This window comes from Gilvirhabdus luticola, from assembly GCF_040117515.1.
Classification (GTDB): Bacteria; Bacteroidota; Bacteroidia; order Flavobacteriales; family Flavobacteriaceae; genus Gilvirhabdus; species Gilvirhabdus luticola.
Map to the genome: position 1 here is coordinate 88,512 of NZ_JBEEEN010000004.1, position 21,812 is coordinate 110,323.

23 protein-coding genes are annotated in these 21,812 nt (G+C 31.9%); 6 read left to right on the top strand and 17 right to left on the bottom strand.

Annotated elements, in window-relative coordinates; genetic code table 11:
* Positions 1–46: 46 nt before the first annotated feature.
* Complete coding sequence (locus AAFP94_RS08620; RefSeq protein WP_316662173.1) at positions 47–469, top strand: DoxX family protein; 423 nt, start codon at positions 47–49, stop codon at positions 467–469.
* A 90-nt stretch (positions 470–559) separates the two neighbouring features.
* Here the strand turns inward: AAFP94_RS08620 and AAFP94_RS08625 are convergent, their stop codons facing one another.
* A complete protein-coding gene (locus AAFP94_RS08625) occupies positions 560–733 on the bottom strand; it encodes a hypothetical protein (protein ID WP_316662174.1) in 174 nt (57 codons plus the stop codon).
* 160 nt (positions 734–893) lie between these two features.
* A complete protein-coding gene (locus AAFP94_RS08630) occupies positions 894–1,967 on the bottom strand; it encodes an AMP-binding protein (RefSeq protein WP_316662175.1) in 1,074 nt (357 codons plus the stop codon).
* A gap of 183 nt (positions 1,968–2,150) precedes the next feature.
* On the opposite strand from AAFP94_RS08630, the gene AAFP94_RS08635 reads away from it, so the two are divergent.
* Both AAFP94_RS08635 and AAFP94_RS08640 read left to right on the top strand, forming a co-directional pair.
* A complete protein-coding gene (locus AAFP94_RS08635; RefSeq protein ID WP_316662176.1) occupies positions 2,151–4,040 on the top strand; it encodes a DUF3857 domain-containing protein in 1,890 nt (629 codons plus the stop codon).
* Positions 4,033–5,964 (top strand): DUF3857 domain-containing protein, encoded by a 1,932-nt coding sequence (locus AAFP94_RS08640; RefSeq protein WP_316662177.1) that lies wholly within the window; start codon positions 4,033–4,035, stop codon positions 5,962–5,964. Before AAFP94_RS08635 ends, AAFP94_RS08640 begins: the two co-directional genes overlap by 8 nt.
* Before the next feature lie 18 nt (positions 5,965–5,982).
* Here AAFP94_RS08640 and AAFP94_RS08645 read toward each other — a convergent pair whose 3' ends face one another.
* The 3 genes from AAFP94_RS08645 to AAFP94_RS08655 are packed head-to-tail and all read right to left on the bottom strand — an operon-like array spanning position 5,983 to position 8,718.
* Positions 5,983–6,957 (bottom strand): CPBP family intramembrane glutamic endopeptidase, encoded by a 975-nt coding sequence (locus AAFP94_RS08645; RefSeq protein ID WP_316662178.1) that lies wholly within the window; start codon positions 6,955–6,957, stop codon positions 5,983–5,985.
* Between the two features lie 2 nt (positions 6,958–6,959).
* Positions 6,960–7,994 (bottom strand): o-succinylbenzoate synthase, encoded by a 1,035-nt coding sequence (locus AAFP94_RS08650; protein WP_316662179.1) that lies wholly within the window; start codon positions 7,992–7,994, stop codon positions 6,960–6,962.
* A gap of 22 nt (positions 7,995–8,016) precedes the next feature.
* Entirely contained in the window at positions 8,017–8,718 is a 702-nt protein-coding gene (locus tag AAFP94_RS08655) for a DUF2490 domain-containing protein (RefSeq protein WP_316662181.1), read from the bottom strand.
* Positions 8,719–8,812: 94 nt separating this feature from the next.
* On the opposite strand from AAFP94_RS08655, the gene AAFP94_RS08660 reads away from it, so the two are divergent.
* The gene (locus AAFP94_RS08660; protein WP_316662182.1) at positions 8,813–9,718 is read left to right on the top strand and encodes a sterol desaturase family protein; all 906 of its coding nucleotides are present in this window, start codon (positions 8,813–8,815) and stop codon (positions 9,716–9,718) included.
* 75 nt (positions 9,719–9,793) lie between these two features.
* On the opposite strand, the gene AAFP94_RS08665 is transcribed toward AAFP94_RS08660, so the two are convergent.
* From AAFP94_RS08665 to AAFP94_RS08710, 10 genes are all read right to left on the bottom strand, one after another.
* Positions 9,794–10,075 carry a sll1863 family stress response protein gene (locus AAFP94_RS08665; RefSeq protein WP_316662183.1) on the bottom strand — a complete coding sequence of 94 codons (282 nt, stop codon included), beginning with the start codon at positions 10,073–10,075 and terminating at the stop codon, positions 9,794–9,796.
* Between the two features lie 365 nt (positions 10,076–10,440).
* On the bottom strand, positions 10,441–10,941 hold the full coding sequence (locus tag AAFP94_RS08670) for an ester cyclase (protein WP_316662185.1): 501 nt from the start codon (positions 10,939–10,941) through the stop codon (positions 10,441–10,443).
* 23 nt (positions 10,942–10,964) lie between these two features.
* The gene (locus AAFP94_RS08675; protein WP_316662187.1) at positions 10,965–11,642 is read right to left on the bottom strand and encodes a metal-dependent hydrolase; all 678 of its coding nucleotides are present in this window, start codon (positions 11,640–11,642) and stop codon (positions 10,965–10,967) included.
* Positions 11,643–11,698: 56 nt separating this feature from the next.
* The gene (locus AAFP94_RS08680) at positions 11,699–12,601 is read right to left on the bottom strand and encodes a 1,4-dihydroxy-2-naphthoate polyprenyltransferase (protein WP_316662189.1); all 903 of its coding nucleotides are present in this window, start codon (positions 12,599–12,601) and stop codon (positions 11,699–11,701) included.
* Between the two features lie 12 nt (positions 12,602–12,613).
* Complete coding sequence (locus AAFP94_RS08685) at positions 12,614–13,453, bottom strand: 1,4-dihydroxy-2-naphthoyl-CoA synthase (protein WP_316662191.1); 840 nt, start codon at positions 13,451–13,453, stop codon at positions 12,614–12,616.
* Between the two features lie 74 nt (positions 13,454–13,527).
* On the bottom strand, positions 13,528–14,358 hold the full coding sequence (locus AAFP94_RS08690) for a CvfB family protein (RefSeq protein ID WP_316662193.1): 831 nt from the start codon (positions 14,356–14,358) through the stop codon (positions 13,528–13,530).
* An 87-nt stretch (positions 14,359–14,445) separates the two neighbouring features.
* Positions 14,446–14,784 (bottom strand): DUF2853 family protein, encoded by a 339-nt coding sequence (locus AAFP94_RS08695; RefSeq protein WP_316662194.1) that lies wholly within the window; start codon positions 14,782–14,784, stop codon positions 14,446–14,448.
* Positions 14,785–14,863: 79 nt separating this feature from the next.
* On the bottom strand, positions 14,864–16,624 hold the full coding sequence (menD, locus tag AAFP94_RS08700) for a 2-succinyl-5-enolpyruvyl-6-hydroxy-3-cyclohexene-1-carboxylic-acid synthase (RefSeq protein ID WP_316662195.1): 1,761 nt from the start codon (positions 16,622–16,624) through the stop codon (positions 14,864–14,866).
* 51 nt (positions 16,625–16,675) lie between these two features.
* Entirely contained in the window at positions 16,676–17,794 is a 1,119-nt protein-coding gene (locus AAFP94_RS08705) for a chorismate-binding protein (RefSeq protein WP_316662196.1), read from the bottom strand.
* Positions 17,794–18,219 carry a PaaI family thioesterase gene (locus tag AAFP94_RS08710; protein ID WP_316662197.1) on the bottom strand — a complete coding sequence of 142 codons (426 nt, stop codon included), beginning with the start codon at positions 18,217–18,219 and terminating at the stop codon, positions 17,794–17,796. The genes AAFP94_RS08705 and AAFP94_RS08710 overlap by 1 nt, the downstream gene beginning before the upstream one ends.
* 42 nt (positions 18,220–18,261) lie before the next feature.
* Between AAFP94_RS08710 and AAFP94_RS08715 the strand changes: the two genes are divergently transcribed.
* Both AAFP94_RS08715 and AAFP94_RS08720 read left to right on the top strand, forming a co-directional pair.
* Positions 18,262–18,900, top strand: a complete 639-nt coding sequence (locus AAFP94_RS08715; RefSeq protein ID WP_316662199.1) for an alpha/beta hydrolase — start codon at positions 18,262–18,264, stop codon at positions 18,898–18,900.
* Complete coding sequence (locus AAFP94_RS08720; RefSeq protein WP_316662201.1) at positions 18,897–19,472, top strand: GNAT family N-acetyltransferase; 576 nt, start codon at positions 18,897–18,899, stop codon at positions 19,470–19,472. The genes AAFP94_RS08715 and AAFP94_RS08720 overlap by 4 nt, the downstream gene beginning before the upstream one ends.
* A gap of 55 nt (positions 19,473–19,527) precedes the next feature.
* Here AAFP94_RS08720 and AAFP94_RS08725 read toward each other — a convergent pair whose 3' ends face one another.
* Entirely contained in the window at positions 19,528–20,670 is a 1,143-nt protein-coding gene (locus AAFP94_RS08725; protein ID WP_316662203.1) for a serine hydrolase domain-containing protein, read from the bottom strand.
* A gap of 77 nt (positions 20,671–20,747) precedes the next feature.
* On the bottom strand, positions 20,748–21,812 hold the full coding sequence (locus tag AAFP94_RS08730) for a DUF6090 family protein (RefSeq protein WP_316662204.1): 1,065 nt from the start codon (positions 21,810–21,812) through the stop codon (positions 20,748–20,750).

Here is a 21,812-nt window from a genome sequence, read left to right on the forward strand (position 1 = left end):
CTCATCAATTTTAAGTATCTTATGGTTGTAATTCAACATTAAAATCATGGGACGTATTAAATCATTGAACAAGTGGGCAAATAAGCATACTTATTTACCTCTTGACTTACTGCGCATTGCACTGGGTGTTTTTTTATTTATAAAAGGCATTTCTTTTATGTCTGATAGTCAAATTTTAATGGATTTGTTTAAACCTATCCAAAACATGGCTGGTGGTATGATAGTAGTTCATTATGTTGCTCCTGCTCATTTTGTAGGAGGTCTATTAATTGCTTTCGGATTACTTACGCGTTGGGCAATTATTGCTCAACTGCCTATTCTAATTGGTGCGATTGTTATAAATTTTGCTGGCGAAATGGATGCTACCAATCTTATTTTGGCAGTCATTACATTTTTGGTTTGTGTATTTTTTATGTTTTACGGTTCTGGCAAACGATCTTTAGATTATTATTTTAAAATGCAGCAATAAAAATAGGTTTTAGTTCTTTGGGTGATCTCTGATCTAAAGCAATGCCATTTAATACATTATAAGTAATAATAGAGACTGTATCAACCCTATTTAATTTTTTAGATAGTAATTTAAAGGCTTGCCTAAAACCACCTTGTCATCTGTAGAAATACCGTTTCTAACAACTTGCATAAAGAACGTGAGATTGTATTGAACATCTGGTTCCTGTATACCATAATTTTCAGTTATAAAAGCAATTAGAACTTCAATTAAAACAGATTGCATTTTAATATTTTTCTCCTGCAAAACCAATCGCTAAAAGCAAAAGGAATATAAATGTGGAAGCTGGCTCCAAGTAATTGATTTCAGTTGATATAAACTAGATCTAATCCTTTATTCATGAAACCAGAAATGAGTGATGGATACTTTTTAGTTAGTAAACACCTTATTTGAGTAATTTAAGTGTTTGTTGGCGTTGAATTTTTCCGTTAACAGTTTCTGAAAATTTTGGTAAAAAATAAATTTCCTTTGGTGTTTCGTACTCATCCAAATTCTCAAAATAATTGGTTGAGATTTCCATTTCTTCTCCTTCGATAACCAATATAACTTTTTCTCCAAACTTTTTATGGTCTTTGGAAGCAACAAAGAATCTACTTGTCAATTTATCTTCAATCTTCTTTTCAACAGATTCAGGGAAAATCTTGATTCCACCAGAATTTATCACATTATCAATACGTCCTAGCCATTCAAATTCTTTGTCTGAGTGCAATTGCACAATATCATTCGTGACAATTTGTTCGTTTGATATTTGAGGTGCATTGATAATCAAGCATCCGCGTTTGTCTTGTGAAATTTCTATACTTGGCAACGTCCTGAAATAAGAATTAGAGAATGATTGTCCTCGTTTAAAGTTATTAAGTTTTCTAACGGCAATATGAGATACTGTTTCTGTCATACCAAAAGTTTCGTAGACATTAGCTTTGGAATTCTGTACTTTATTAATCAGGTGAAATGATGCCGGAGCTCCACCTATAATTATAGTCTTTATCTTGTCGCAATATTTCAGTGAATTTTCCAGCTGAAATGGTACCATTGCACCAAAATCATAATGCTTTTCATAATCAAATACAGGACTAGAAGATGGTTCTACCATATCTAATTCAAGCCCTAAAATCATAGCTCTTACAAGCATCATCTTTCCGGCTACATATTTGGTAGGCAAACAATGTAGTGCAGTATTTCCTGGCTCAAACTCAAAAAAATCTGCCGTAGAAATTGAGGAATTTACCATGGCCTGTTTGCTCACCTTAATAGGCTTTGGAAAACCAGTGGAACCAGATGTTTTAATAATTAAGTAATCATTATCGTCCAACCAATCCAATAAAAAATCACCTATAATTTTCTCATAAGGTACTCCTTCCTTAACCAGACTATAAGCAACTTCCTTAAGCTCCTCATGATTATAGTTAATTCCATTCAGCTTAAACCTTAAATGTATTTTATCGAAAGTTGGAGTCATCTTTGGTATGATATTAGATGTACAAATCTAAAATATTTTAAAGGTATTACTCTAATAATTAATAAGAAATATCAATATATTTGACCTCAAGACCAAATTCAATGAACTAATAAACTAGTGTTAAAATACTACCAAGTTTATAACGATATCATTTAATTTGCCAATAAAAATTTGATAGAAAAGATGAAAAACCTCTTTGCTGTATTTATTTTGTTCCATTTTCTGGGTTATACTCAAGATTTTTCAAATGAAGACTATATCTATTTAAAACGTCATGAACATATTAAAATTGGATTAACCGAACATAATTTTGACATTACCAAACACATTTCAGAACAAGCTGAATATTTGAACGCCAAGAAGTTATATTTTGCAAATGAATCAATGGGTTTTGACAGCTTCACAACTATTGAGGATATTAATGCTTATACCTATTTACCTGAAAGCAATAAAAGTATAAAAGTAGATTATATAGAAACGAAACGAGATTTTGATAATGGTGTTTTTTATAGTGATCAAGAGTCCAAAATTTTTACGTTTCCAGCGGTAACTAAAGGTGCTATAACAAATTTAACTTATAAAGAAGTTATTAAAGATCCTCATTTTTTGGGTTTATTTCGTTTTTCGACTTTTGTTCCAACAAAAAATGCACAATTATCCATTGAATTTCCAAATAATGTATCAATTGGTTATATAGATTTTCATACAGAAGAACTTAAAGTTGATTTCAAAAAAGAAACCTTAACAGACATTACGACTTACACTTGGACAGCTAATAACACAAAAGGTTATCAGCCTGAAGATGATTCAGAATCTGGGCTTTTTTATGTTCCACATATTATAGTTTATATTAAAGGTTATGAGTATAATGGTGAACAATTCAGTATTTTAAATGATGTCAAAGACTTATACAAATGGTACGCTTCGCTAGTTGACAAAATAGATCTCAAAGAGTTAGAAAAAGTATACAAAATAACTGATGATGTTACAAAATCACTCACAACGAAAAGAGAAAAAGCAGAAGCTATTTTCAATTGGGTACAAGATAATATTAACTATGTGGCTTTTGAGGATGGTTTAGGTGGCTTCATTCCTAGAGGAGCTGCAAGCGTCTGCACAAAACGTTATGGCGATTGTAAAGATATGGCTAATTTACTGTACGAAATGCTAAATCATGCTGGTATTGAAGCCTATAGAACATGGATTGGAACAAGAGACCGCCCATATACGTATTCTCAAGTACCAACTCCAATGGTGGACAACCACATGATTACCACAGCAATAATAGACGGGCAAACTATCTTTTTGGATGCTACAGATAGTTACGTTCCTTTTGGCATGCCTAGTGCATTCATACAAACAAAAGAAGCACTTTTGGGTATTGACAAAGACACCTATAAATTGATAACAGTTCCTGTACAAAAACCAGAACAAAGTGTTACGGATGTATCAACAATCATTAATATTGAAGATGATATGGTAAAAGTTTCAGAAAAACGATTTCTCACAGGTTATGAAAAAATTGATTTTATAACAGATTATCTCTATAAAAAGGATACAAAAACCGAAGAGGAATTCTTAAACACTACTCTTACTTTAGGGAATAACAAAACCAATTACCACAATATAAACAAAGTAAACTTTGATAATAAAGGCAAAGCTTTAGAATTATCGTACGATTTATCGATAGACAATTACACAAAAAAAGTTGCTAACAAACTATTTATCAATTTGAATATTGATAAAGTACTATCAAAAAGCAAAATAGATATAGGTCAAAAGAGGTACGACAAGAAAATAGATCATACTTATTCAAAAAACTATATAACCACGTTAAACATACCTGAAGGCTTTTCTGCAACTTATATTCCAGAAACCATATCTTATAAAAATCCAAACTATGGTTATGAAATAACTTACTCTCAAAAAGATAATGTCATAATTCAAAAGAAAACTATTTATGTGAATACATTGAGTGTGAAAAAACAAGATTTTGAATCTTGGAATGAGTTTATTAAAAGTCTTATAAAAGCCTATAAAAAAAGTATTATACTAGAACAAACACATGATTAAGAAAACCCTATTCGTCTTGCTTCTTATAAGCACAAATTGCTTTTCTCAATATTACAAGTCATATAATTGGAACGAAAAGCCAAAACTACATACTATAACTCCAGATGAAGAAAATGAACATTCTGTCGGTATCTTAAAAAAGAATATTGTAGAATATACTTCAACCGAATTCGGATCAGATTTAAGACTCTTTGAAACATACCACACCATTACTAGAGTTAATGATGAAAAAGGAATTGGTAAACACAACAGAGTTTACATACCAATGTATGAGGTTATAGATGTTATCGACATTAAAGCAAGAACAATTAACCATAAAGGAAAAATAACGCTATTGGATAAAAACAACATTAAAGAAATTTATAATGTTGAAGAATACGGCGATTTTAAAATTTTCGCCATTGAAGGTGTAGAAAAAAACTCCGAAATAGAGGTATTATATACAGTTGAAAAAAATGCCGACTACTTTGGTAGTGAAACCCTTCAGAGTGATTATAAAATTAAAAATGCCCAATTCTTATATATTACAGGTGACTTACAATCTGAAGTTAAAGCTTACAGAACAGATTCTCAATTTGAAACTGTAATTACCAACGGAAAAGCTTCTAAACTATTGGATATAAAAAATATTCCTGCCATGATTGAAGAAGATTATGCGACACCAAATGCCAATAAAATTGCTGTGGTCTATCAATGTTTTCCTAAAGGAAGAAATATGAATCAGCGCATGTTTTGGGAAAATGTAGTTAACAATATTGGAACTAAAGTATTTGTTGAAACAATACATCCAAATGCGCAAGAAGATATACAAACAATCATTTCAGGAAAAGAAAATCTTACAGACTATGAAAAAATCGTTCTTGTGGATAATTTCATCAAAACCAACTTCACAGTGGTCAAGAACAATAATGAAGAATTGTCTGATATTAATTATATTTTAAAAAACAGGTCTGCAAGCGATTTTGGGATATTAAAAGTATACGCTCAATATTTTAAAGGTTTAAATATTAGAAGTGAGCTGGTCATAACTGCTAACAGGTTTGTTTATAAATTTGATCCAGACTTCTTCATTCCTAACATGCTACAGGATTTTTTAATCTACTTGCCAGATGAAGACAAGTATGTTGCACCAGATAGAATAGAATACAGAGTTGGTGAAGCACCTTTCAATATTCTAGGAAACTATGGGCTTTTTATCGATGATGATCTTGGGTATTACTTTAGTAAAATAGTGCAATCAGATCCTAATTATAGTGCAATAAAAAGAGATTTAGATATATCGTTTAAAGAAGATTTTGAAAGTGCTACAATTAAGGAATATCAGGAATATACAGGTCATTGGTCTGTAACAAATAGAGCTGTATTAAACTTATCTACAGATCAAGGAATTATGGAGTTTAAAGATTATCTAACAGGATCTGGAATAGAAGATAAAGTTATAGAACGATATGAACTTAAAAACAGCGAAATGAACCAGATGGAATATAACATTCCTTTTATTGTAGAAAGTACGATTAGCTCGGAATCTATTATTGAAGATGCGGGCGATAGTTATTTATTTCAAATTGGGAAAGTTATCGGTACGCAAAGTGAATTGTATCAAGAAAAAGAGCGCGTAAATCCTATTGAAATGACCTATCCAAATCAGTATGATTATACCATTACAGTTGATATACCAAAAGGCTACACTGTTGATGGCCTAAATAGTTTGAATATTGACAAAAGCTACAAATCTAATGCAACCGATGAAAAACTCTGTAAATTTGAATCCAGCTACAAGCTTGAGAAAGATAAACTTATTGTTACCATTCAGGAGTTTTATAAATCTAATGAATATGACTTACACAGATATGAAGAATTTAGAGATGTGATTAATGCCGCTTCAGATTTTAATAAAGCTTCAATCTTATTTATCCCAGAATAAACTTAAAGATACTGGCAACTATTCTTGGCTGCCAGTATCTTCTAATATTTTGTAATCATCAACAGGTGGTGCCTCTACTCTTCCAAATAATTTATCTTTCCAATTGGTCCAACCATACTTTTTTGAAAGGATAAACAGAATAATAGGAAATACCACAAACACAGGCATAAAGACATCTATAAATCCGGCAGAAGTTGGGTCTGATAAATCCTTGAATACAGAATGTGTTTGAAAGGCTGTCCAATCTGCTGTAACCAACAATGCAGTAAACAAATTGTTTGCAGCATGAAATCCTAATGCCAATTCTAGACCTTCATCCATTAAGGTCATTATTCCCAAAAATAGTCCAGTACCAATATAGTAGACCATAATACCATAACCAAGCTTTTCAACTTCTGGATTGGCAATGTGTAAAGACCCAAAAATTAATGATGTAATGATAAGTGGAACCCATTTGTTTTTTACTAGCACACCAATGCCTTGCATTAAATAGCCTCTAAACAGATATTCTTCAAAACTTGTTTGTAATGGTACTAGAATTACAGCAATAATAAAGAGTATTAAAAAAGGCACTAGTTTAAAATTAAGCACATAATCTTCTGGAGATAACATATAATCTAAAAGTACCAGTCCACTAGATAACGCACCCCAAAATATAAAAACAAACCAAAAGCGATTCCAGTCTATTTTTGGTCTTGAAGTAGTTAAATGCTTGATAGATTGATTATGCAAAAATTTTGCAACAAATAATACTGCAACCAAACCTACAGCAAAAGATAATAACATTAAAAATAAATTAAGATTAGGCTCTAATAGACTTAACATTTTAGACTCATCCAAATCTTGTAATTTTTCACCGTTTTGAAAGGCTTTATAAAAAACTGCTATTGTAAAAGGAATTTGGCCAATTACTACACCAATTATCACTATAATTAAACCAACCAAATATCGCCACCAATCGTGAAGAACATTAAATGCTTGTGCTATATACATATCTATAATTTAAATTTCCATTTGTTTTTAACTTCGTATTGCAATGTACCATTTTTTACCTCTAAAGGACAAGAGAAATTATTGGTAAATAAACCTCCTGTACCTAAACCCTGAAACATATTGCTATGCTTTGTATAAGTAAACTGGGCAATGGCATTTAGTCCAACATTACTTTCCAATGCACTCGTAACCCACCATCCAATATTCATTTGCTGTGCAAATTCAATCCATTTATCACTTCCTTGAAATCCACCTACTAAACTTGGTTTTAAAATGATGAATTGAGGATTTATAATTTGTAGCAATTTTTGTTTTTCTGTTACAGAAAATACTCCAATTAATTCTTCGTCCAAGGCAATTGATAAAGGCGAGTTCTGACATAAAAGAGCCATTTCCTGTGGCTGGCCTTGTTTTATTGGTTGCTCAATAGAATGTAAATCAAGTTCTGATAGCTGCTTCAATTTGTCTAATGCATCTTTAGGAGAGAAAGCACCATTGGCATCAACACGCAATTCAATATCATTACCCGAGTACTCTTTTCGTATAGATTTTAAAAGATCGAATTCAGTCTTAAAGTCAATAGCACCAATTTTCATTTTTATACAACTAAAACCAGCTTCTATCTTCTCCTTGATTTGTTGTTTCATAAAGGCTTCGCTTCCCATCCAAATCAATCCATTAATTGGAATTGGTGAATTTCCTCTGGTAAATTCAGAAGAAAACAGTTCAAACATATCATCATTTTCCAAAGACTTAAAGGCCATTTCAAGTCCAAATTGGATACTTGGAAATTCCACAAGTTCATCGATCAATTCGATTAATCCTAAATGAATATTATCACAGACCCATTTCAGTTTTTGTTCATATTCTGGCTTGTCATCAACTGATAATCCTCTGAAAAGTCCACACTCTCCAATTCCTTTTTTATTGCCATATTTTAAAATTATAAACCAAGTTTCTTTAATGTTTAATACACCTCGTGAAGTGCCACTAGCTTGTTTGAATTTAAGAATATATTTATGATACGTTGCTGTCATACTAAAAATAACATGTTCCAAATTAAAAAGAATGTTGCATTACTAATTGCAAATAATCATTTTTTATGCGACTTGTTTTTTCTTTCACCAACCCAAATTGAAATTTAATATTATCATTTAATACATAACCAAAGCCTAGAAAGGTTCTATTTCTATCAAATTGCTTTACAGTTCTGCCATTCCCTATATCTGTTTCACCATTAATAAACAATTCATTAAAAATAGATAAATAAAGGGCATTTGTTTCTAATTTGACTTTGTTTAAAGGCACATGGATAAATAGATTGTACCCAAATCGCGTTCTGAAATTTTGATTTTGAATAAAACGCTGTTCATACCTAAATCTGTGTACAATGTGAAAAATCTTACCTAACCTGTGAGGAAATAAAATCTCCTGATAGATACGGTTTTCATTAAAATTCTCCGTGTCTAACCAAACTGGTTGAATCACAGCAAAGGCATAGCCCAAAATAAATCTAATATTTTTAGATTTTGGAGTATAAGTTAATCCTGAACGAACTAAAAATAAATTAAAATCTCCAAAAATCTCCCAATCTTGGTATTGCACGTCACCCTGAATACCAAAATTGCTTTCTTCGAATTTGTGATAATAGAAATAAATAATTCTTGCTCCTGTATTTTCTTCATTTTGAGAAAAAATTTGAGTGCTTAACATAAGTAAAAGGCCAACTAAAAATACGTTTGTATTCTTTAAATAGCTCATTCCTTGTTCGTTTTTTTAATGATTGTGGGCAATATAACTATGTTTATCGGTTTGAAAAAAAAGAATTAATTTTGTTAAGCTAATATCCCATTAAATGCCTGATTTTCCAAATATCATTGTACTGGCCATTCCATTTTTTATAATTGCTATGTTGATAGAATTATTTGTTACTACCAGAGAGAAGTTTAAAGAAACCAAAGGTTATGAGCCCAAAGATGCATTTGCTTCAATTGCAATGGGATTGGGTAATGTGTTTTTAGGTTTTTTGAGTAAAGCTATTGTTTTGGGAGCATTATTATTGGTTTATGAAAATTTCAGGATTTTCACTATTCCAATAGCTTGGTGGAGTTTTGTTCTATTGTTCTTTGCTGATGATTTATCTTACTATTGGTTTCATCGTATCTCACATGAATGTAGACTATTTTGGGCATCACATGTAGTACACCATTCCTCTCAACATTATAATTTAAGTACAGCATTAAGACAAACTTGGTCCGGAGGATTTTATTCTTTTATTTTTTGGTTGTGGCTACCACTATTAGGCTTCCATCCTGCTATGATCATGTTACAAATGTCTATTAGTTTATTGTATCAGTTCTGGATTCATACTGAAGCAATTGGCAAAATGCCAAGATGGTTTGAAGCTATTATGAATACGCCTTCACACCACCGCGTACATCATGGTCGTAATCCTTTGTATTTAGATAGAAACCATGCAGGTATTTTGATAATTTGGGATAAGTTATTTGGCACATTCCAGCCAGAACTGAAAGAGGAAAAAGTGATCTATGGCTTGGTGAAAAACATTAGTACCTATAACCCTGTAAAGATTGCCTTCATTGAATGGTATAATATGTTTAAGGATGCTTTTTCTGGTAAAAAATCTTTGAAAGACAGATTGTTATATATTACGAAGCCACCTGGTTGGAAACATGACGGTACAGGAAAAATTTCTGAAGATTTGAGAAAAGAGTGGTATAAAAGGATGAAAGAAAGTTAATAAGAGTTTTTCTACTAACATTTTAAGTCTTAAAAAAAACCCACCAATGGTGGGTTTAGATTAAAATTATAATTTTTATACAACGGATGATAATTCCTTAAAGCCTTCTTTAAATGAGGATTTAGCTGAATTCAAAGATGATTTAACTTCATCCCATTTTGTTTCAGCAGAGTTCTCAATACTATGATATTTTGATTTTAAATCTTCTTTTTTTGATTCTAAAGTTTTAATTGACTCATCATACTTATCTCTTGCACCATCTGCTATAGATTCTTTTTTAGTATTCAACTGATCAATTTTTGATGACATATCATCGATGGTATTATTAATTTCTCTCTTTAGTTCTTCCTTGTTCATTTTTAATAATATTTTTAATTACGCCTACTCTATTAGATTTTCGGCTTTCTCTACTTATAGTATACCAAAAATGAAGGTAAATGCCAAATTATAAATGTTAAATATTAGTTAATATAACTATGCTTAATTAATTTATTATCAATGTATTACGTCTTATAAATATCTAATTAAAATATAAATAATAATGAAACCTAATTTAAATCTTTTTTAGAGATTTATACTGTTATTTTTCATCCACCATGACTAAAGCAAAATGATCCACACTAAATAAGCAGACCAAGCTACAGCATTTATTGACGGAAACGGTGAACTAAAAAGATTAGCGATGATTTAAGACGAGAATGGTTGAATAAAAAATAACTTCATTATTCTTGCGCTGGCGGAAAATGTCCCAACTGTTTTAATATAGTTAAATTATCCCAAGTAATCCAGGTCTCTACAATCTTCCCGTTTTCCATTCGGTGAACCCCAGAAAAATCAAGTTCAGCAAATTTATTTGAAGGTGGAAACGGTCCCATTTGTCCGGTTTGTGTGCCTTTATAAACTGCGTAAAACGCTACCAAGTCACCTTCAGCAACCAATTTCTTTATTTCGAGATGTTGGTCGGGAATTACCTGTCTGTCCTGACGTATAAACGCTTTAAAATCGTCTAACGAATTGACTACTAAATCTGGTGTCGCTTGACTATGCCTAACGTAGTTTTTAGCAATGTACAAATCAAATTTATCATAATCACCATTACCAACAACCTCAAAAGCCTTGGTTACTATTTCTTTGTTTTGTTGTGCCAGTTCTATACTAGCATCATTACAAGACATAAAACCCAATAGGGTTATGCATACGATGGTTAGAACTTTCGTTTTCATTTTTATAAATATTATGAATTAATTTACAATTCCAAACTCTCTCCAATCTCTAAAAGCATAAGGTCTTTATCTTTATCAAAAAACTTACGCTTGGCTTCTTCATGATTTATCTCTATGTAACCAAAAGTGTCGTAATGATAACCCAATATTTTGTCACATTCTACAAAATCGCTAGCAATGATGGCGTCTTCAATGCCCATTGTAAAATTATCTCCAATGGGTAAAATAGCTAAATCTAATTTGGTTTGCATTGGTATTAACTTCATATCCATTGTTAAAGCAGTGTCACCGGCTATATATATATTTTTATGTTCTCCTTCTATGACAAAACCTCCTGGTTGTCCTCCATAATTTCCATCAGGAAATGAAGATGTATGAATAGCGTTTACATACTTTAAATTTCCAAATTCAAAATCCCATTGACCACCATGATTCATTGGGTGATATTCAAAACCCTTATTACCAAAATGAGAAGCTATTTCATAATTAGAAACGATAACAGCATTGGTGCGTTTTGCAATGGCTTCAACATCCAAAATATGATCTTGATGAGCATGAGTTAACAATATATAATCGGCCTTTATTGTATCTAAATCGATGTGAGAAGCTTTTGTATTAGCCGTAATAAATGGGTCTACAAGAATATGAACGCCATTAACTTCTATACCTAATGAAGCGTGTCCGTAATATGTAATTTTCATTTTTAAACAAATTTATTTGCTCTTGAAATTACAAAAAAATAAGTAAACTAAAACGTTTAAATCAACTGACCGACACCTAATAAAACTGAAAGTAATAACGTGGCTAGTGCCAGCTTTTTTAATTCTGCATCCAGGTCTCTGGGATTTTCGTTATTATAAACGGTCTTTAAATGCTTTATTAATGGAATATATGCCAGCATAAAAATTAAATTGAATACCGAAGTGTAATACAATATTCCAAAAATTGCAGACAATGCAATTGCAGTAGCTACCAAAAAGAAGTGATATGTTTTTGCTTTGGATCTTCCTAATTTCACAGGAATAGTGTTTTTATTCGAAGCCTTATCAGATTCAATATCTCGCATATTATTAAGATTTAAAACTGCAGTACTTAACAATCCAACGGAAAAAGCTGGCAAAAACACAACATGGTCTATTTGTCTAGAGTATAAAAAATAACAACCAATAACGCTAACCAGTCCAAAAAAAACAAATACAAAAAGATCTCCAAGCCCACGATATCCATACGCTTTTCTTCCCATAGTATATTTAATAGCTGCCAATATACAAATGAAACCTAAAGAGAAAAATATGATAGAGTAAGTAAAATGATTGATATTAAACGCAAAGAAAATAAGAAAAAATGCTAGCCCAATAGAAATTAAAATATTGACTTTAATCGCATTGTACATAGAGCTAGGAGATATTCTTCCACTTTGTACAGCACGCTCTGGACCAATTCTATTTTGGTTATCTGTTCCCTTGACACCATCGCCATAATCGTTAGCAAGATTTGATAATATCTGTAAGCTTAAGGTGGTTAGAATTGCAAAAATAAAAATGACCCAATCAAAAAAACCATTGTATTCTGCAAGACAAGACCCAACTATAATTCCAGAAACCGACAATGGTAAGGTACGTAAACGCATTGCCGAAATCCATAAAGAAAAATTACTCATTCAAATGTTGTTTTAGGGAATCCACTTTTTATCAAAATTGGGTTTACGCTTTTCAAGAAATGCATTACGTCCTTCTTTAGCCTCATCTGTCATATAAGCCAATCGAGTTGCTTCGCCTGCAAAAACTTGTTGCCCAACCATGCCATCGTCTGTAAGGTTCATGGCAAACTTTAGCATTTTTATAGAAATAGGCGATTTTGCTAAAATCTCTTGTGCCCAATCATACGCCGTTTGTTCTAAATTTTCATGAGGGATGACTGCATTGACCATTCCCATTTCATAAGCATCTTGAGCTGAATAGTTTCTACCCAGAAAAAAGATTTCTCTAGCCTTTTTCTGCCCAACCATTTTAGCTAAATAGGCAGAACCATAACCACCATCAAAACTCGTAACATCCGCATCTGTCTGCTTAAAAATAGCGTGTTCTTTACTTGCCAAAGTAAGGTCGCAAACTACATGTAAACTATGACCACCACCAACTGCCCAACCTGGTACTACAGCAATAACTGCTTTTGGCATAAAACGAATCAATCTTTGTACTTGTAGAATATTTAATCTGTGATAACCATCATCTCCAACATAGCCTTGATGACCTCGAGCCTTTTGGTCTCCACCACTACAAAAACTCCAAACACCATCTTTTGTTGAAGGACCTTCTGCGGAAAGTAAAACCACACCAATATTCATATCTTCATTGGCATCAGAAAATGCATCATAAAGTTCACTCGTTGTTTTTGGTCTAAACGCATTGCGAACATTGGGTCTATTGAATGCAATTCTAGCAACCCCATTACTTTTCTTATAGGTTATGTCTTCGTATTCTTTTACTATTTCCCAGTTTACACTACTCATTTATAATATTTTTACCAAAAATAAATTATTTTAAATAAACACAGTCTAAGTATGATATGAAATCAAAATTTCAACTAAACTAAATAGATACCATCTTCTTTAATGACAATTAACTTTTGCTTATAAAGTGAGCCAACAGCTTTCTTAAAGCTTTTTTTACTCATTTCTAATACCGCTTTTATTTCATCTGGATTAGACTTATCTGTAAGATTAAAAAACCCACCATTATCTTGTAGTTCTTGCATGATTTTTTCAGCATTAGGCTCAATATTTCGATATCCTATTTGACCCAATGAAATATCCAATTTATTACCAGGTCTAATTTTCTTAACAATACCTTTTAAATGGTCTCCAATTGACAAATCTCCAAAAATATTGTCATTATATATTAGACCCAAATGCTTTTTGTTTACAATAACATTCATACCGATATCTGAAGGATGTGATATAATAATATCCACTTCATCAAATTGCTTAACTGTGAGTTCTTTATTACTTAAAAACCTATTTGTTTTACTAGAAGCCACCAACCTATTGGTAATCTCATCAAGATAACAATGCACTAAATACCAACCTCCTTTTTTCATTTTGAAAGCCTGTTCTTTGAATGGGCAAAACAATTCTTTAACCATTCCCCAATCTAAAAAAGCACCATGCTTTGTAATGGCGTTACAACGCAATAAAGCAAAATCTCCTTTCATAATATATGGCTTATCCGTTACAGCAACCAAACGTTCTTCATTGTCTAAATACACAAAAACTTCAAGCTTATCCCAAATATTAAATTCTTTAGGTACATATCTGTTTGGAAGCAAAACCTCATTGTTTTCGCCATCACCTAAAAACAACCCAGGATCTGTACTACGTAATATGGTAAGAGTATTATATTCGCCAATGTTTATCATGCTGCAAATGTAGTGATATTACTTTGTAGAAATAAAAAAAGCGTTGCAATTAAAGCAACGCCTAAACTATAATTTTAAAAGATTCAACTAGTAAGTTGATTCTTTATTAAAATGTTTCACTAATAAATAATAAACAACTGCGCGATATTTATTTCGATTAGATTTACCATATCTATCCATGACAGAAGTTATAGCACTATCTAATTCTGAACTATCTTCTAATCCCAATTTTTTGATCAAGAAATTGTTTTTTACTGTTGCCAATTCAGATTCGTCAGAACCAGAAACAGTTTCAGAATCTGCATTGTAAATAGATGGTCCTAAACCAATGGTTACTTTGGTTAATAAATCCATGTCTACAGTAACATCAAATTTGTCTTTTAAATCTGCTGCATATTTTTCAATTAATTCAACTCGTTTATTCATTTTTCAATTTTTTATTTATTTGATACTAAAATTATATATTTTTTGAGACACATTAAAAATACAAAAGTCACTTTAACCATTATTTAATGTAGTCGAAATATGTAAGTAACACTTCATCATTTACAGTTCTTGGTGTAAATATCTCTAATAGTTGAGGCCTTTTAGACTTATCAAAAAAAACATCTAATTGTTTTTGTAAATCTGATTCATTTTCTGCTGAAGAATACTCAAAATCATACATTTCTGATAATTGCTTCGCAGTAAGGTTATGCTTGGTTTCAAAATACATGTCAAAATTATCACTGTCTTTATTACCAGGTAATATTCTAAAAATACCACCACCACCATTATTAATTAAAATAATTCTAAAATTCTTTGGTATATAATTATTCCACAATGCATTACTGTCATAAAAAAAACTTAAATCACCCGTAATAAAAACTGTTTGCTTTGTGTTTTTTGTAGCAAAACCAATGGCTGTACTTGTGCATCCATCAATACCACTAGTGCCTCGATTGCAATACACATCAATAGTCTTTTTTAAGTTAAAAAGTTGCGTATATCTTATGGCAGAACTATTTCCAACCTGAAGTGAGGTGTTTTTAGGAATCGCTTTTAAAACAGCATTAAAGACTTTAAAATCACTGAATTGAATTTCATCCAGATACTTTAGGTGCTTTTCTTGCCTATGCTGCTTTACCTGTATCCAGTAAGGTTTGTAATTACTTTTTTTAACATGTGTAAGCTCTGGTAAGAATTCTGAAAAGAACTGATTTGGTGTAATTTCAATATGCTTTTCTAAACAAAAAAATGTATCATTTGCTTTTTTGCTATCAACATGCCAATGTTGTTTAGGTTTGTAATTTCGAAGAAAGGCTTTTATTTTTTTCGACACGATCAAACCACCAAAAGTCAATAAAATATCAGGTTGTAATTGCTTGAATTCACCATTGCTTAAAGGCGCGATTACCTTATCGATGCTTGGAAAAAACTCTTTATGATGGAAATTGGAAGTGGTTTCAGTAAATACAATAACACTATTATCGTTAGCCAGCTCCTCAATCCATTTTTGTTCAACACTATTTGGAGGAAGAACACCAACCAAGACCATTTTTTTTGAGGCGTCATTCCAGTCATCTAAACAGGCTTCTAGATCAACAGAATCCATTTTTTTTAGTTTTGATTCAACTTCAACAGGTTTTGGCATTTCATAAAGCTTTTCAGTCACCTCATAAAGTGGCTCTTCGAACGGAATATTGATATGTACAGGACCTTTCTTATATATAGCCATATTTAATGCCATATTGATCTCTTCTTCATTTTCTTCCTTTATTTCCTGTCTAATTCCTAAAAACCTTTCTAATTTATTTTCAATGTTTTTAATAATTGCTGGTTCATTATCATTTGTATTTTTTGGAATATTCTCTAAATTTTGTCTTAAACTAGCAGAATACAAAATATGATTCTTATAAACATTAGGTTGGTTTATAGTTTGACCATCTCCTATTCCAATTAAATATTCAGACCTATCTGCCGATAATACCACCAAAGGAATATCGCTATAATATGCTTCCGCTATAGCCGGATAATAATTAAGTAATGCACTTCCAGAAGTACATACCAACGCTACTGGTTGTTGTACTTTTTGTGCCATACCCAATGCGAAAAAAGCAGCACAGCGTTCATCAACAATACTATAGCAATTAAAATAATTGTGATTAGTAAAACCTATGGTTAAAGGTGCGCTTCTACTACCTGGAGAAATAACAATATTTTGAATGTTTTTTACTTTACAAAGCTGTATGACAGTTTGTGCCAATGGAATTTTTGGATGTTGCATGTAAGACCTAAAATCTGAAGTAAAAATAATAAATAGCCATACGATAAAAAATTATTGCAGTACCTTTTTCATCACTAGGGTCTTTAATACGGTCTCATCCCATTCGTCTAGAGCCACAGAGTCTTTTGTAATTCCACCGCCAACATAAATTAATGCTTGATTATTTTTTATTTGCATGCATCTTAAGTTTACAAATAAATCTGAAACATTCTTAATAGAAATGTAAGCATTATTCTCAACATTTTTTCTGTTTGAATTTCGCGACATTTTTTGTTTCAGGTTTAATTCGCCTAAAAATCCAGTATAATATTCTCTATTATAATTTTCATTTTCTAAAATGAATTGCTTGGCCAATTCTTTGGGTTGACCACAAACTGCTGGAGTTGGATGTAAAACGGTTATAATTTGGTGAATATTATTTTTAAAAATACCTGTTATTTTAGTTTTAAGGTGGAGTATATTTCCTGCTCTAACCGTTTCTGTTTTAAATGTTTTAATCCGATCTGAAAACAGGTGAAGTTTGTCAACAATAAAGTCCACAACCAATTGGTGCTCGTCCTTTTCTTTATTTCCCCATTCAACGTCAAGAGTGCCTTCATCCTTTAGCGTTCCTGCTAATGCCATGGTTGTAAATTGATTACCTTCTACTCTTAATAAAGTCTCTGGACTGGCACCTAACCAAAGCCCAACTTTTGGATGATACCAACAATACACAAATGCAGTTGAATACGTATTCAACAAACGTTTGAACGTGCCTATTACGTTGCTATCTTTAAGTGTTACAGTTTCAACTCTTGAAGCAATCACCTTAAGCAAATGTCCAGATTGCGTTGCTTTAATCGCTTTGTCTACAAGGTTTAAATGATGTTGTTTTTCAATGTTATTCTTAACTTGATTTAGACTCTTTTGATTATGTAATGTCTCGACTGCACTCGACATTACAATACCATATTTTATTGAATTTTTAAACGGAATTAAAACAACTTCTTCTTTGGTATCAAATGGTGCAAAAACAAAACCAGATTCAGTAAATTCTTTTGTTGTGTGTAAAGCAGCATCCTGTTGCAGCAAACATTTTACTTCACTTTCATTAGGTTTTCTGTAAACTACAAAAGGCAATTCGTTATCAAATTGATGTTTTAAGTTTTCAAAAAAATCTTCTGAAGTCATTATTTCTTTTTTGGAAGCGAAATGGTTGTGAGCTTACATAACGAAATTAAATTATCGTCATCATCAGTGACTTTGACTTCCAACAATTGTGTTGTTCGTCCTCTGTGAATAAAAGTTGCCTTTGCATACACATAACCATCCCGAACACTTTTTATATGGTTTGCAGAAATCTCAATACCTCTAACAAATACTTCATCCAAATTTGAAAACACATGAGATGCAAAACTACCTACACTTTCTGCCAAAGCTACTGTAGCTCCACCATGCAACACTCCATCTGGCTGATGCACTTTTGGTGTTACAGGCATTTTTGCCGTCACAAAATCGTCACCATAATCCGTAAATTCTATTTCCAGAGCTTCCATTAAAGTTCCTTTGGTTATCGCATTGGCTTGAGCAATAAATTCCTGTTTAGATAATTGCATATATTATTTTACTTTTAAGCTTTATTATGTAAAAGTATAAAAATGAATTCCACCGAAAAAGAAATTTCATACAATATCACAAACACCTATTCTACGCTTAATGTACTTACAGCAAAAACGAAAAATGTATGGTTTGTCTGCCATGGTATTGATTATTTAAGTCGCTATTTTTTGAAATATTTTAAAGATTTAAATCCAGCTGAAAATTACATTATCGCTCCACAGGCAAGTAGCAAACATTATTTAGGTACAAACTATAAACACGTTGGTGCCAGTTGGCTCACCAAAGAAAATACAGTTACAGAAATTGAAAATGTGATGCGAAACTTTGATGCTGTTTTTGAGGCTGAACAGATACCAAAAAACGTAAATCTGATTGTTTTGGGTTACTCCCAAGGTGTTTCAGTAGCCTTAAGGTATGTAGCAAAACGACAATTGCAATGTTCACATTTAGTCATTATGTCTGGTGGTATTCCTAATGAATTGACGGCAAACGATTTTAAATTTTTAAAAGCAAAAGTCTATTTTGTTTTTGGCAATCAGGACGAATATATTAATGATGAAAGATTACTACTTGAGAAACATAAAGTGAATATACTTTATGGTGAGACTGCCAAAATTATATCTTTTGAAGGCAAACATGCAGTAAACACTAATTTTATTAATAAGCTTGGCTCATGAATGCACCAACTCTAACCAACAATCGTGTTAAGCTTTCACTTTTGGATTTAAGCAATTACAAACACATTATACCCATTGGGCAACAGGACAAATTGGTGCAATATTCTCCAACAGATATTATGACGCCTGAATCTTTAAAGAACTATGCACAAATGGCTGTAGACGACTACTACCATAAAACAGCCATTCCTTTTATTATTTACGATAAAGAAAAGCAAGCCTATGCTGGTAGTACACGATATATGAACATACACTGGAAAAACCGTGTGCTGGAGATTGGTTCTACATGGATTGGCAGAGAGTTTCAAGGTACAGGACTGAACAAGAACATGAAATTTCTGATGCTGCAATATGCCTTTGAAGAGATGAAGTTTGACAAAGTAGAATTTAGAGTAGATGAGCGCAATACTGTCTCCAGAAAAGCTGTGGAAAGCATTGGTGGTGTTCTGGAAGGTATATTACGCAAAAACGTGTTGATGCTGGACGGTTTTAAACGCAATACCTGTTGCTATGGTATTACAAAAGAAGAATGGATTGAGATTAAAGGGATAATATTTAAACAACTTTTGTGAGTAAGGTTTTACTTCAATTAATTTATACGGTGTTGAAATCGTTATAATTATTTTACTATTCTAAATTAAAAGATTTATATATTTTATTAAGAACAGCACTTGCATTATTCTCAATGTCCCATTTATTATAATTTCCAGAAGTTGTCACCACTATCAAATTATTTTTTTTGTCTAAATAGATTCTTTGATCGCCATTTCCGACTGCTGCTGGTATCTTAAATTGACTGCCATTAAGATCAAAATTGAAAATCCAAAACTGAAACCCATAACCACCAAAAGGTAAATCAATATTAGATTTTAAAGACTCTTGAACCCATTCTTTTGGTATAATTTGATCTTTTCCCCATTTACCTTCATTGTGATATAATATTCCAAATTTCAACATACCTCTAGATGTTAACCTTAATCCAGAAGCCGCTGCTGGAGAATTTGTTGCTGGTGATATTGTCCATTCAGACTGCTCAATTCCAATAGGTTCAAAAAGAAACTCTTTAGCAAATTCATGCACATTTTTACCATATACTCTATGAATTATTTCTGCAAGTAACTCGGTAGTTCCACCATTATATTTCCAAACAGTTCCTGGTTTAGCTACTAATTTTCTACTTAATACAAATCCAATTCCATCTCCGCTATTAATCATTTGAATTTCACTGTTTTCTGGGTTGTCATAAGGTATTTCTTCATTCCATTCTAACCCTGTAGTCATTGTTAGTAGATGCCTAATAGTTAAAGCTTCTCTTCCGTGATTGTTAAATTGCATGTAATCCTCGAAAAAATCAAATATTGGTTGATTTACACTTTTAATTTTTCCTTGAGCAATGGCAATCCCAATACAAGCAGAAACAATGCTTTTTGAGACACTTCTCATATCATGAAGAGTAGAATCATTATGTTGAATAATACCAATATCGGTTCCCCAGTTTGCATCTTGACCTGAAAAATACTCCTCTAAAACCAACCTATCATCTTTATATATAAGTAAAGAATGCCGATTAGGATAGAAACCGGTTTTAATACTATCTATGAGTTCACTTATAGCATGACCGTTTAGGGATACATCTTCTAAAGTAGAAATAGAGATATCATAGGTTGCCGTCTGATTTTGAATAGGAAAATTATTGTCTGAAGTATGACGGCAGCCAATAATTATAACAACTAAACAAATAATTCCAGTTAAAATTCCTATGTTTTTCATATTCTGTTTTTTTAAAATAACCAACAAAATGTTAGTATTGTTTTAATGGTATACTCAATATATCATTCAAATAGTAACTATTCTTCCAGTTTTTGAAATTTGTAGGTGTTTTCAATTAGATCTACCTTTACCAGGTATACACCAGGCTCAACAGTTATGTTAGCACCATAATTGGTCAAAGTACCTTTAGGGAAACCATTGCCGCCCCAATTTCTAACCCAATTATTATTGGCTCTAAATTTAACTTCTCCTTCCTTTAGTTCTAGAGTTCGAGTCCATTGTGTTAATTCATCATCGTATTTTAATGGTACTGATTGCTCCCATCCTTCAGGTAAACTGGACCCAATAATACCAAGCGACAACACCTTTGACCCAACATCAGGATAATATTGTGAAAGGCGTTCTTGAAACGCCGTAATGCGATTACTTATTTGATTTATCAATCCAACTAGGGAACGCTTTGACGAGCGCAGCATAATTAAGGCATCATAGAAGTCTTGATCATCTAATTTATCTTTGATGATATCATAATGGTGTGATGTATAAGGGCTATGGTTTTCATAGGAGATATCAATGTCATCAATAGTATAATCTGCAGCCGTAATTCTTGGAATTCCCCATTCAGTGAGTTTATCTCCAAAGGCATTGTCGTTTCCCCAATACTTATTAATAGTCTTTTCATTTGATGAGAATCCATTAATAAATAGGTTAATGTCGTTAATTAAAAGTTGTTGCTCTAAATCATTTTTGTTATAAACTTCATCTTTAATCTTAAGATGAATCAACTCATCAAGCGATGGCAGGCTATAGCTATTTAAGCGATGTAATATTACTGGAAGAGCTTCTAGTTTAAACGATTCTGGATGGGCTAATAGACTGTCTATCCATAGGATTTCTCTGTTTTCGTTGTTAATAAAACTTGGAATTTGTGCACTGAGGAGAAGCGCACGGTTAAAAGCTATATCGAGTTCCAGTAAAAAATTCTCATGATTTTTCCGTTGCTCATTTCTATTGTTAAGACTTAAAGCTATGAGTATACCAATAACTACCAGTACAATTTCTCCCAAAGCGTAAATGAGATATTTACTAAATCTGTTCTCCTTGAGTAAATTTTGTCTAATCTTTCTAAAAAATTTGATCAT

Excerpts from the sequence above, each read along its gene's own strand:
- AAFP94_RS08660 (WP_316662182.1), top strand. The coding sequence starts at position 8,813 with ATGCCTGATTTTCCAAATATCATTGTACTGGCCATTCCATTTTTTATA.
- AAFP94_RS08730 (WP_316662204.1), bottom strand. The coding sequence starts at position 21,812 with ATGATCAAATTTTTTAGAAAGATTAGACAAAATTTACTCAAGGAGAAC.
- AAFP94_RS08705 (WP_316662196.1), bottom strand. The coding sequence starts at position 17,794 with ATGACTTCAGAAGATTTTTTTGAAAACTTAAAACATCAATTTGATAAC.
- AAFP94_RS08665 (WP_316662183.1), bottom strand. The coding sequence starts at position 10,075 with ATGAACAAGGAAGAACTAAAGAGAGAAATTAATAATACCATCGATGAT.
- AAFP94_RS08720 (WP_316662201.1), top strand. The coding sequence starts at position 18,897 with ATGAATGCACCAACTCTAACCAACAATCGTGTTAAGCTTTCACTTTTG.
- AAFP94_RS08675 (WP_316662187.1), bottom strand. The coding sequence starts at position 11,642 with ATGAAAATTACATATTACGGACACGCTTCATTAGGTATAGAAGTTAAT.
- AAFP94_RS08635 (WP_316662176.1), top strand. The coding sequence starts at position 2,151 with ATGAAAAACCTCTTTGCTGTATTTATTTTGTTCCATTTTCTGGGTTAT.
- AAFP94_RS08685 (WP_316662191.1), bottom strand. The coding sequence starts at position 13,453 with ATGAGTAGTGTAAACTGGGAAATAGTAAAAGAATACGAAGACATAACC.
- AAFP94_RS08690 (WP_316662193.1), bottom strand. The coding sequence starts at position 14,358 with ATGATAAACATTGGCGAATATAATACTCTTACCATATTACGTAGTACA.
- AAFP94_RS08670 (WP_316662185.1), bottom strand. The coding sequence starts at position 10,941 with ATGAAAACGAAAGTTCTAACCATCGTATGCATAACCCTATTGGGTTTT.
- menD (WP_316662195.1), bottom strand. The coding sequence starts at position 16,624 with ATGCAACATCCAAAAATTCCATTGGCACAAACTGTCATACAGCTTTGT.
- AAFP94_RS08630 (WP_316662175.1), bottom strand. The coding sequence starts at position 1,967 with ATGACTCCAACTTTCGATAAAATACATTTAAGGTTTAAGCTGAATGGA.
- AAFP94_RS08625 (WP_316662174.1), bottom strand. The coding sequence starts at position 733 with ATGCAATCTGTTTTAATTGAAGTTCTAATTGCTTTTATAACTGAAAAT.
- AAFP94_RS08695 (WP_316662194.1), bottom strand. The coding sequence starts at position 14,784 with ATGAATAAACGAGTTGAATTAATTGAAAAATATGCAGCAGATTTAAAA.
- AAFP94_RS08650 (WP_316662179.1), bottom strand. The coding sequence starts at position 7,994 with ATGACAGCAACGTATCATAAATATATTCTTAAATTCAAACAAGCTAGT.
- AAFP94_RS08620 (WP_316662173.1), top strand. The coding sequence starts at position 47 with ATGGGACGTATTAAATCATTGAACAAGTGGGCAAATAAGCATACTTAT.
- AAFP94_RS08655 (WP_316662181.1), bottom strand. The coding sequence starts at position 8,718 with ATGAGCTATTTAAAGAATACAAACGTATTTTTAGTTGGCCTTTTACTT.
- AAFP94_RS08710 (WP_316662197.1), bottom strand. The coding sequence starts at position 18,219 with ATGCAATTATCTAAACAGGAATTTATTGCTCAAGCCAATGCGATAACC.
- AAFP94_RS08680 (WP_316662189.1), bottom strand. The coding sequence starts at position 12,601 with ATGAGTAATTTTTCTTTATGGATTTCGGCAATGCGTTTACGTACCTTA.
- AAFP94_RS08645 (WP_316662178.1), bottom strand. The coding sequence starts at position 6,957 with ATGTATATAGCACAAGCATTTAATGTTCTTCACGATTGGTGGCGATAT.
- AAFP94_RS08640 (WP_316662177.1), top strand. The coding sequence starts at position 4,033 with ATGATTAAGAAAACCCTATTCGTCTTGCTTCTTATAAGCACAAATTGC.
- AAFP94_RS08715 (WP_316662199.1), top strand. The coding sequence starts at position 18,262 with ATGAATTCCACCGAAAAAGAAATTTCATACAATATCACAAACACCTAT.
- AAFP94_RS08725 (WP_316662203.1), bottom strand. The coding sequence starts at position 20,670 with ATGAAAAACATAGGAATTTTAACTGGAATTATTTGTTTAGTTGTTATA.